At 59.0% G+C, this 10,903-nt stretch carries 8 protein-coding genes; all 8 read left to right on the top strand.

Annotated features, from left to right (window positions below; all coding sequences use genetic code 11):
* Nucleotides 1–34 precede the first annotated feature (34 nt).
* The 8 genes from bamA (at nucleotide 35) to dnaE (ending at nucleotide 10,892) form a co-directional block, all read left to right on the top strand.
* On the top strand, nucleotides 35–2,566 hold the full coding sequence (bamA, locus tag G5229_RS16775; protein WP_421209741.1) for an outer membrane protein assembly factor BamA: 2,532 nt from the start codon (nucleotides 35–37) through the stop codon (nucleotides 2,564–2,566).
* A 149-nt stretch (nucleotides 2,567–2,715) separates the two neighbouring features.
* Nucleotides 2,716–3,228, top strand: a complete 513-nt coding sequence (locus G5229_RS16770; RefSeq protein WP_005338563.1) for an OmpH family outer membrane protein — start codon at nucleotides 2,716–2,718, stop codon at nucleotides 3,226–3,228.
* Nucleotides 3,229–3,231: 3 nt separating this feature from the next.
* A complete protein-coding gene (gene lpxD, locus G5229_RS16765; RefSeq protein ID WP_005338561.1) occupies nucleotides 3,232–4,251 on the top strand; it encodes a UDP-3-O-(3-hydroxymyristoyl)glucosamine N-acyltransferase in 1,020 nt (339 codons plus the stop codon).
* A 24-nt stretch (nucleotides 4,252–4,275) separates the two neighbouring features.
* Nucleotides 4,276–4,737: a 3-hydroxyacyl-ACP dehydratase FabZ gene (gene fabZ / locus G5229_RS16760; RefSeq protein ID WP_005338559.1), complete on the top strand. Its 462-nt coding sequence runs from the start codon at nucleotides 4,276–4,278 to the stop codon at nucleotides 4,735–4,737.
* A 5-nt stretch (nucleotides 4,738–4,742) separates the two neighbouring features.
* Entirely contained in the window at nucleotides 4,743–5,534 is a 792-nt protein-coding gene (gene lpxA / locus G5229_RS16755; protein WP_005338557.1) for an acyl-ACP--UDP-N-acetylglucosamine O-acyltransferase, read from the top strand.
* A complete protein-coding gene (gene lpxB, locus G5229_RS16750) occupies nucleotides 5,527–6,666 on the top strand; it encodes a lipid-A-disaccharide synthase (protein ID WP_040098041.1) in 1,140 nt (379 codons plus the stop codon). Before lpxA ends, lpxB begins: the two co-directional genes overlap by 8 nt.
* A gap of 117 nt (nucleotides 6,667–6,783) precedes the next feature.
* Nucleotides 6,784–7,374 (top strand): ribonuclease HII, encoded by a 591-nt coding sequence (gene rnhB / locus G5229_RS16745; protein ID WP_421209739.1) that lies wholly within the window; start codon nucleotides 6,784–6,786, stop codon nucleotides 7,372–7,374.
* Between the two features lie 38 nt (nucleotides 7,375–7,412).
* Nucleotides 7,413–10,892: a DNA polymerase III subunit alpha gene (gene dnaE / locus G5229_RS16740; protein WP_108539953.1), complete on the top strand. Its 3,480-nt coding sequence runs from the start codon at nucleotides 7,413–7,415 to the stop codon at nucleotides 10,890–10,892.
* Nucleotides 10,893–10,903: the final 11 nt, after the last annotated feature.

Here is a 10,903-nt window from a genome sequence, read left to right as displayed (position 1 = left end):
GGCCAGAGCATCAACAAGGACACATAAGAACAAAATGGCTGTTAAAAAAGCATTGGTGTTGAGTTGCCTGCTGGGTGCCAGTTTCCTGGCCCAGGCGGCCCCTGCCTCTTTTGTGGTGCAAGATATCCAGGTCGAAGGTCTGCAACGGGTGACCCTGGGTGCCGCACTGTTGAACCTGCCGATCCGGGTCGGTGATACCGTCGACTCCGTGGCTCTGGCCAGCGCCATCAAAAAGCTCTACGCCTCGGGTAACTTCGAGGATGTGAAGGTTTACCGTGACGGCCAGGTGCTGCAGGTGATGGTCAAGGAGCGTCCGACCATCTCCAGCATCGAGTTTGCCGGCAACAAGGATATCAAAGAGGAGCAACTGACCCAGAGTCTGGAGTCCTCCGGTATCCGTGTGGGTGATCCGCTGGATCGCACCGTACTCACTTCCCTCGAGAAGGGACTGGAAGATTTCTACTATGGCGTGGGTAAATACTCCGCCAAGGTCAAGGCCATCGTCACCCCGTTGCCGCGCAACCGGGTCGACCTCAAGTTCACCTTCGTGGAAGGGGAAGCGGCCAAGATCCAGCAGATCAACATCGTCGGCAACAGCGTCTTCCCGGAAGAGAAACTGATTGCCCAGCTCTCCCTGCGCGACGAAGTGCCCTGGTGGAACTTCACCGCCGATCAGCGCTATCAGAAACAGAAGCTGGCGGGTGATATCGAGACCCTGCGCTCCTACTACATGGATCGTGGCTATATCCGCTTCCAGCAGGAGTCTACCCAGGTCTCCATGACCCCCGACAAGAAGGGCGTTTACGTCACCCTCAACATCAAGGAAGGGGATCAGTACAAGGTCTCCGGTGTCCAGCTCAAGGGTGACCTGATCGACCGCGGTGGCGAGATGAAGGGATTGATCCCGATTGCTGCCGGCAGCACCTACTCTGCCAGTCAGGTGACTCATACCGAAGAGGTGCTCTCCAAGTTCCTCGGCCGTTACGGTTATGCCTATCCGAAAGTGGTCACCTTCCCGCAGGTCAATGACAAGACCAAGGAAGTTGAGCTGATCGTCAACGTTGAGCCGGGCCCTCGTGTCTATGTGCGCAACATCAACTTCAGCGGTAACGCAACCACCGAAGATCAGGTGTTGCGTCGCGAGATGCGCCAGATGGAAGGCACCTGGCTCTCCTCCGACAACATCGAGCAGTCCAAGAGCCGTCTCAACCGTCTCGGTTATTTCGAGAGTGTAGAAGTGGACACCAAGCGGGTGCCGGGCAACGATGACCTGGTTGACCTCGACTTCAAGGTCAAGGAGCAGCCAGCGGGTTCCATCAACGCCGGTATCGGTTACGGCACCGAATCGGGTCTGAGCCTGCAGGCGGGGATCTCCCAGGACAACTTTATGGGTACCGGTAAAAAGGTCTCCATCAACGCCAGCACCAACGACTACTCCAAGAACGTTGACCTGAGCTACAACGACCCCTATTTCACCGTGGATGGTGTCAGCCTGGGTGGTCGGGTCTACTACAACCAGTTCCGCGCCGATGATGCCGATATCGTTGATTACGAGAATGAAACCATCGGTTTCCGTCTCTCCAGCGGCTTCCCGGTCAATGAGTTCAACCGTCTCGACTTCAGTACCGGTATCGAGAGCACCAAGCTGAGCCGTCCGTCATTCAATGCCCAGAACTATCAGGAGTGTCTGAAGGACAATCCGGATACTGATGGCAATACCTACTGCTGGGATCAGTGGAATGATAACCGCCAGTCGGTACAGATGGATCAGTTCTGGAATGCTTACTCACAGGATGGTTCCAACCTCGATTTCGTGACCGTTGATGTCACCGCTGGCTGGACCCGCTCCACCCTGAACAAGGGGATGTTCCCGACCGCCGGTGACCGCCAGCGTGTCAACGCCAAGGTGACTGTACCGGGCATGGAACTGCAGTACTACAAGCTCTCCGCTGAAGATGCCCATTACTTCCCGCTCGATGCGGATCATAACTGGGTGATGATTGGCAAGGGGCGCGTCTCCTACGGTAACGGCTATGGCGATGACTCCATGCTGCCGTTCTTCGAGAACTACTATGCCGGTGGTTTCGATACAGTACGCGGCTTCAAGAGCAATACCATTGGTCCCAAGGCCATCTACAAAACCTACAACAAGCCGGGTGCTGGCAGTTGCACGGGTTCTCAGCCGTGTGAAACTGGTTACTACGAAGGTTCCGACACCTCGGTGGGGGGCAACGCTCTGGCCGTCGCTTCACTGGAGCTGGTCTTCCCGACCCCGTTCGTCTCCGAGACCTATCGTCCGCAGATCCGTTCCACCGTCTTTATGGACGCAGGTACCGTCTGGAGCACCGATTTTGCCAACGGAGCATATCCTTGCGCCGCCGGTTCTGATTGCAACTATCTGAGCCAGGACTACTCCAACCCGGGCAATATCCGGGTCTCTGCCGGTGTCTCCCTGCAGTGGCTCTCGCCGATGGGCCCGCTGGTGTTTGCCTTGGCCAAGCCGATCAAGAAATACGAAGGGGATCGCACCGAAGTCTTCTCCTTCAACATCGGTCGTACTTTCTAAGCAGAGTTTCGCCCCCACCCATGCGGTGGGGGTCTTCAATGATGGGACGCGCGGTATGCGTGCCTCACCAGGTAACAAGACGGTCCTAACGCCGCTTGCATAATCGGGTAAATCAGGTAGCCCTCGCCATGAGGGAACAAGGAGTAAGTGTGAATAAAGCGTTGAAAGTAGCTGGTTTGAGCTTTGCACTGATGGCTGCCGGCATGGGTTCTGCCTTCGCTGAGACCAAGATCGCCGTGGTCGACATGGGCGAAGTCTTCCAAAAGCTGCCCCAGCGTGAAGCCGTTGCAGCCAAGCTGAAAGGTGAATTCGAGCCGCGCATGCGTGAGCTGCAGAAGCTGGAACAGGAAGGCCAGAAGTTGGTCGAGAAGTTCCGCAAGGATGAAGCCTTCATGAGCGCCGAGCAGAAAAAGCAGAACCAGGAGAAGCTGGCCAAGCTGCAGATGGAGTTCAACCAGAAGCGTCAAGCATTTGAGCAGGACAACGGCCGCCGTCAGTCCGAAGAGCGCAACAAGATCCTGACCAAGGTGCAGGCTGCCATCGATTCCATCGCCAAGAGCAATGGTTACGATCTGGTGCTGGAGCGCAATGCCGCCCCGTATGCCGCCAGCAAGCTGGACATCTCCGGCCAGGTTATTTCTCAGGTAAGCAAGAGCAACTAATTGATGGCATTCACTCTCGCACAGCTGGCCCAGCAACTGGGGGCCCAGGTCCATGGCGACGGAACCCTGGAAATCCGCAAGGTAGCGACACTGGAAAAGGCCGGGGAGGGGGATATCACCTTCCTGTCCAACAAGAAGTACCGGCACTATCTGGAGCAGAGCAAGGCGACCGCCGTGCTCATTACAGAAGCGGATCTGCCATTTTGTCCCACCAATGCCCTGGTGCTCAAAGACCCCTATGTGGGCTTTGCCCGGGTAGCCCAACTGCTGGACACCACCCCGCAGCCGGCCACGGATATTCATCCGAGCGCCGTTATCGCGGCTGACGTGCAACTGGGCGAGAGAGTGGCCATCGGCGCCAATGCAGTGATCGAATCCGGCGTCGTGCTGGGTGACGATGTACGCATTGGCCCGGGCTGTTTTGTTGGCAAAAATACTCGGCTGGGAGCGCGCTCCCGGCTGTGGGCCAACGTCACCCTCTATCACAATGTGACCATGGGCACCGACTGTCTGGTTCAATCCGGCACAGTGATCGGCGCCGATGGTTTCGGTTATGCCAACGAGCGTGGCGAGTGGATCAAGATCCCCCAGCTCGGCGGTGTGACCATTGGCAACCGGGTCGAGATCGGTGCCTGTACCACCATTGACCGCGGTGCGCTGGAAGATACCCGCATCGCTGACAACGTCATCATCGACAACCAGTGCCAGATCGCCCACAACGTGGAGATCGGTTACGGCACCGCCGTGGCGGGCTCTACCGTGATGGCTGGTAGTCTCAAGGTCGGCAAATACTGTATCATTGGCGGCGCTTCCGTCTTTAACGGGCATATGGAGATCTGCGACCAGGCCACCGTTACCGGTATGGCCATGGTGATGCGACCCATTACCGAGCCCGGTGTCTACTCTTCCGGCATCCCTCTGCAAACCAATAAAGAGTGGCGCAAGACCGCCGCCCGGGTGATGCGTATCGAAGAGATGCACAAGCGGTTAAGCAAGCTTGAGAAGAAGCTGGATCAAGAATAATCACGATTGGTATAGGGTACTGTTTTGACTACTGAAAAGAAGAGCCTGGGTATCCAGGAAATCATGGATCTGCTGCCCCACCGTTATCCGTTTCTGATGGTGGATCGTGTAGACGACTACGAGATCAGCGATGAGCGCAAAACCCTGCGCGCCATCAAGAACGTCTCGTTCAACGAGCCGATCTTCCAGGGGCACTTCCCGGCCAAGCCGGTGTTCCCGGGCGTACTGATCCTGGAAGCGATGGCACAGGCCACCGGTATCCTGGCCTTTACCATGGTGGGCAAGCCGTCTCCCAACGAACTCTACTATTTTGCCTCAATCGACAACGCTCGCTTCAAGCGCCCGGTCGGCCCCGGTGACCAACTGGTGCTCGACGTGGAGTTCCTGAAAGAGCGTCGCGGTATTGCCAAGTTCACCGGTGTCGCCACCGTCGACGGTGAAGTGGTCTGTACCGCCGAGCTGATGTGCGCCAAACGCGAGGTTTAACACACGTGATCGACCAGACTGCCATCATTCACGATACTGCCATCGTCCATGAGTCTGCCGTGATCGGTAAAGGGGTTGAAATCGGCCCCTTTTCTGTCATCGGCGCCGAGGTGGAAATCGGTGACAACACCTGGGTAGGTTCCCATGTGGTGATCAAGGGCCCGACCAAGATTGGTCGCGGCAACAAGATCTTCCAGCACACCTCCATCGGTGAGGATTGCCAGGACAAAAAGTACGCCGGTGAGCGCACCTTCCTCGAGATTGGCGACAACAACGTCATTCGCGAGAACTGCACCTTCCACCGTGGCACCATTCAGGATCAATCCCTGACCAAGGTGGGCAGCGGCAACCTGTTCATGGTCAACGTTCACGTTGCCCACGACTGCATCATCGGTGACAACTGCATCTTCGCCAACAACGCGACCCTGGCGGGCCACGTGGTGATCGGTGACTTCGTGATCTTTGGTGGTCTCTCCGCCATTCACCAGTTCGGCCGCGTCGGCTCCCACGCCTTCGTCGGTGGCTGCGCCGCCCTGAACAAGGACGTGCCGCCTTACGTGATGGCTGCTGGCAACTACGCCAAGCCGTTCGGGGTCAACTCTGAAGGTCTGCGTCGCCGCGGTTTCAGCGCCGAGGCCATCTCTGCCGTCAAGCGTGCCTACAAAGAGATCTTCCGCTCCGGCAAGACCATCGAAGAGGTGCTGCCGGTGCTGATCGAGATGGCGCAAGCCGAACCGGCCGTCCAACTCTATGTGGACTTCCTCAAAGATAACGAGCGCGGGATCATCCGTGCCTGATCCGGTTCGTATCGGTATCGTCGCCGGAGAAGTCTCCGGCGACATTCTGGCTGCCGGTCTGGTGCGCGAGCTGCAAGCCCGCTACCCGGATGCGCAGTTCGAAGGGATCGCCGGGCCGCGGATGCAGGCCCTCGGCGTCAAGGCCCTGTTCGAGATGGAAGAGCTCTCCGTCATGGGGATCACCGAGGTGCTGGGCCGTCTGCCGCGCATCCTCAAGGTCCGTCGCGAACTGTTGCGCCACTTTATTGCCAATCCGCCCGATATCTTCATCGGCGTGGATGCACCGGATTTCAATATCGGAGTGGAGCTGAAACTGCGCCGCGCCGGTATCAAGACGGTTCACTATGTCAGCCCCTCTGTGTGGGCCTGGCGCCAGAACCGCATTCACAAGATCAAGGCCGCTACCGACATGGTGCTCGCCTTCCTGCCGTTCGAGAAAGCCTTCTACGACCGCTTCGACGCCCCTTGCCGTTTTGTCGGTCATACCATGGCGGACGATATTCCATTGGTGCCGGATCAGGCCGCCGTGCGTCGCAATCTCGGTATCGATGCCAATCGCCGCTGGCTGGCGGTGCTGCCGGGCAGCCGCACCGCAGAAGTGGGCTTTATGTCCCCCCTGTTTCTCGAGGCGTGCAAACACCTGACGGTGCGCTATCCGGATCTCGGCTTCATCGTTCCGCTGGTCAACCAGAAACGGCGTGAGCAGTTTATGGCCATCAAGGCCGAGGTAGCGCCGGGTCTCGACATGGTGCTGCTGGAAGGGCAGGGCCGCGAGGCGATGATCGCCGCCGACGTGGTGATGCTGGCCTCTGGCACCGCAGCGCTCGAAGCCATGCTGGTGAAAAAGCCGATGGTGGTGGGCTACAAGCTCAAGCCCTTCAGCTATTGGCTGGCCCAGCGACTGGTGAAGACCGAATTTGTCTCTCTGCCCAACCTGCTGGCCGGTCGCATGCTGGTGCCGGAACTCATCCAGCACGAGTGCACCCCGGAGAATCTGGTGGAAGAGGTGAGCAAGTACTTCGAGCACGACAACAGTGCGCTGGTCAACACCTTCACCGAGCTGCACCAGCTGATCCGCTGCAATGCCGACTCGCAGGCCGCCGATGCGGTGGCGGATCTGCTCGGCAGATAACGCTATTTCGGACCGTCGATTGCGCCGCGCTACCCGTTCATCCTTTTCGAGCGGTAGTGCTGCGCCAGTCGACCTCTGTCAGGCCCCACGGGGCCTGTTTTGATTCAAGGCTACAAGATGATGATCGATATTCCTGACGACAAGCTGGTTGCCGGTGTGGACGAAGTGGGTCGTGGCCCCCTGGTGGGTGACGTGGTCACCGCTGCGGTCATTCTCGATCCCGCCAAGCCAATCGCGGGGCTCAACGACTCCAAGAAGCTCTCCGAGAAGAAGCGGCTGGCGCTGTTTGACGAGATCAAAGAGAAAGCGCTCGCCTGGGCCATCGGTCGCGCCACTCCGGAGGAGATCGACGAGCTCAACATCCTGCATGCCACCATGCTGGCGATGCAGCGCGCCGTGGCGGGATTGAAGGTCATCCCCGAGCTGGTCTTCATCGATGGCAACCGCTGTCCAAGTTTGCCGATGGAGGCGCGTGCCGTGGTCAAGGGCGATAGCCTGGTGGCCGCCATCAGCGCCGCCTCGATCCTCGCCAAGGTGACCCGGGACGCCGAGATGACCGAGCTGGACAGCCGTCATCCCGAATATGGTTTTGCCCGCCACAAGGGCTATCCGACTGCGGAGCATCTCGCCATTCTGGCCGAGCGCGGCCCGTTGCCGGAGTATCGCAAGAGCTTCAAACCGGTGCGCCGCGCATTGGGGATCGAGTAGACCATGCCATTTAGTTTGAGCAGCGAGAGGAGATGACGATGGCTGACCCCCGTTTTATCCACCTGCGAGTCCACTCCGACTTCTCCATGGTCGATGGCCTGCAGAAGATCAACCCCATCGTCGGGGCGGCGGCGGCCAACAACATGCCGGCGCTGGCGCTGACCGATCAGATGAACATGTGTGGTCTGGTGCGCTTCTATGGCGCAGCCCACGGCAAGGGGATCAAACCCATCGTCGGTGCCGACTTCTGGGTGCAGAGCGATGAGCTCGGCGACGAGCAGTTCCGTCTCACCCTGCTCGCCATGGATAACGACGGCTACCAGAACATCACCCTGCTTATTTCCCGCGGTTACCAGCGCGGCCACGTGCAGGGGCGTCCGGTTATCGACAAGAGCTGGCTCGCCGAGCATGCCAAGGGGGTGATCGTCCTCTCCGGCGGGCGCGAGGGGGATGTGGGCAAGTTCCTGCTCAAGGGCAACCGGCAGATGACCGAGCAGTGCGTCGCCTTCTATCAGACCCACTTCCCCGATGCCTACTACCTCGAACTGCTGCGTACCGGTCGACCCGACGAAGAGGTCTACCTGCACATGGCGGTGGCCATCGCCACCGAGTTCGAGCTGCCAGTGGTCGCCACCAACGAGGTGGTGTTCCTCAACGCCGATGACTTCGATGCCCACGAGATCCGGGTTGCCATCCACGATGGCTATACCCTGATGGACAAACGCCGTCCCCGTCGCTACAGCCCCCAGCAGTACCTGCGCAGTCAGGAGGAGATGGCGGAGCTGTTTGCCGATATCCCCGAAGCACTGGAAAACACGGTGGAGATCGCCAAGCGCTGCAACGTGACGGTGCGTCTTGGCGAATATTTCCTGCCCAACTTCCCGACCGGTGACATGACTACCGAAGATTTTCTGGTAGCCAAGTCGAAAGAGGGTCTGGAGGAGCGTCTCGAGTTTCTGTTCCCGGATCCGCAAGTGCGGGCCGAGCGCCGTCCCGAGTATGACGAGCGCCTCGATGTCGAGCTGAAAGTGATCAACCAGATGGGCTTCCCGGGTTACTTCCTCATCGTGATGGAGTTTATCCAGTGGTCCAAGGACAACGGCATCCCCGTTGGCCCGGGCCGGGGCTCGGGTGCGGGCTCTCTGGTGGCCTACGCCCTCAAGATCACTGACCTCGACCCGCTGGAATTTGACCTGCTGTTCGAACGTTTCCTGAACCCCGAGCGGGTATCCATGCCCGACTTCGACGTCGACTTCTGCATGGACCGACGCGACGAGGTGATCGAGCACGTCTCCGACATGTATGGCCGGGATGCGGTCTCCCAGATCATCACCTTCGGTAGCATGGCGGCCAAGGCAGTAGTGCGGGACGTGGGCCGGGTGCTGGGTCACGCCTACGGCTTTGTGGATCGTATCTCCAAGCTGATCCCGCCGGATCCGGGCATGACGCTTGCCAAGGCATTCGAGGCTGAGCCCAAGCTGCCCGAGCTCTACGAACAGGATGAGGAGGTCAAAGACCTCATCGACATGGCTCGCCGTCTCGAAGGGGTGGTGCGCAACGCCGGTAAACACGCCGGTGGCGTGGTGATCGCACCCACCAAGATTACCGACTTTGCGCCGCTCTACTGCGATGACGAAGGCCATCACCCGGTCACCCAGTTCGACAAGAACGATGTGGAATACGCCGGTCTGGTGAAGTTCGACTTCCTGGGTCTGCGCACTCTCACCATCATCGACTGGGCGCTCGGTATGATAAACCCGCGTCTTGCCAAAGAGGGCAAGCCGCCGGTCGATATCGCCGCCATCCCCATCGATGACAAGAAGTCGTTCGACTTGCTGCAGCGCTACGAGACCACCGCGGTATTCCAGCTGGAATCTCGCGGTATGAAGGATCTCATCAAGCGGCTGCGTCCCGACTGCTTCGAAGATATGATCGCACTGGTGGCCCTGTTTCGACCGGGCCCGCTCCAGTCAGGCATGGTGGATAACTTCATCGACCGCAAACACGGTAATGAAGCGATCTCCTATCCGGACGAGAAGTGGCAGCACGAGAGCCTGAAACCGATTCTGGAACCGACCTACGGCATCATCCTCTATCAGGAGCAGGTGATGCAGATCGCCCAGACCCTGGCGGGTTATACGCTGGGTGGCGCGGATATGCTGCGCCGGGCGATGGGTAAGAAAAAGCCCGAGGAGATGGCCAAGCAGCGAGCCGGTTTCGAGGAGGGGGCCGTCAAGAATGGCGTCGACGGCGAACTGGCGATGAAGATCTTCGATCTGGTGGAGAAGTTTGCGGGCTACGGCTTCAACAAATCCCACTCTGCCGCCTATGCGTTGGTCTCCTACCAGACCCTCTGGCTCAAGACCCACTTCCCGGCCGAGTTCATGGCGGCGGTCATGACCGCCGATATGGACAACACCGACAAGATAGTGACCCTGGTGGATGAGTGCCAGCGGATGGGGCTCACCGTGATCCCGCCGGATGTGAACACCGGCCGCTATCGCTTCTCGGTCAACGAAGATGGCCATATCGTCTACGGGATCGGGGCGGTGAAAGGGGTCGGTGAAGGCCCCATCGATGCGATCTTGAGCGCCCGGGATCAGGACGGCCCGTTCCGCGATCTGTTCGACTTCTGTAACCGGGTCGACATCAAGAAGCTCAACAAGCGGGTGATGGAGAAGCTGATCCTCTCCGGCGCCATGGATCGGCTCGGCCCCCACCGCGCCGCCCTGATGGCAACGCTGGAGGAGGCGATGCGTGCCGCCGAGCAGCACGCCAAGGCGCAGGCGGTGGGGCAGGTCGACATGTTCGGCGTGCTCACCGAAGAGATTGACGACGTCAAGAAGGCGTTTGCCAACGTGCCGCACTGGCCTGACAAGGTATGGCTGGAAGGGGAGCGCGAGACCCTCGGACTCTATCTCACCGGCCACCCCATCAACCAGTACAGCAGCGAATTGCGTCGTTATACCTCGGGTCGCCTGTGCGATCTGCATCCCACCTCCCGCGATACCGTAACCACGGCGGCGGGGCTGGTGATTGCGGCCCGCAGCATGGTGACCAAGCGTGGCAACAAGATGGGGATCTTCACTCTGGATGACCGTTCCGGTCGCCTCGATGTGACCCTGTTCAGTGAAGCGCTGGAAAAATATGAAGAATTGATGCAAAAAGACCGCATTTTGGTGGTTTCTGGACAGGTCAGCTTTGATGACTTCTCTGGTGGCCTTAAAATGTCGGCTCGAGAATTACTGGATATCAACGATGCGAGGGAGCGTTTTGCCAGAGCAATCCGCATCTCCCTCGATGAACAGCGGATTGATGATCGCTTTTTCCCGCGTTTGTGCGAGATTTTGGAGCCCGCCCGTGCCGGAGTCTGTCCGGTTCAGGTAAACTATCGTCGCCCCGGCTCCCGGGTGCGATTGACGCTCGGTACCGAGTGGCGGGTGACGCCCACCGATCAACTGATAGATGACTTGCGAGTCCTGCTTGGACGAGAGCGGGTTGAATTGGTTTTTGATTAGAGGTTCTAAGG

It is taken from the genome of Aeromonas sp. 602396, assembly GCF_049173735.1.
In the GTDB taxonomy this organism is placed as follows: domain Bacteria; phylum Pseudomonadota; class Gammaproteobacteria; order Enterobacterales; family Aeromonadaceae; genus Aeromonas; species Aeromonas veronii_A.
This window is presented reverse-complemented; position numbering and strand designations above follow the sequence as displayed.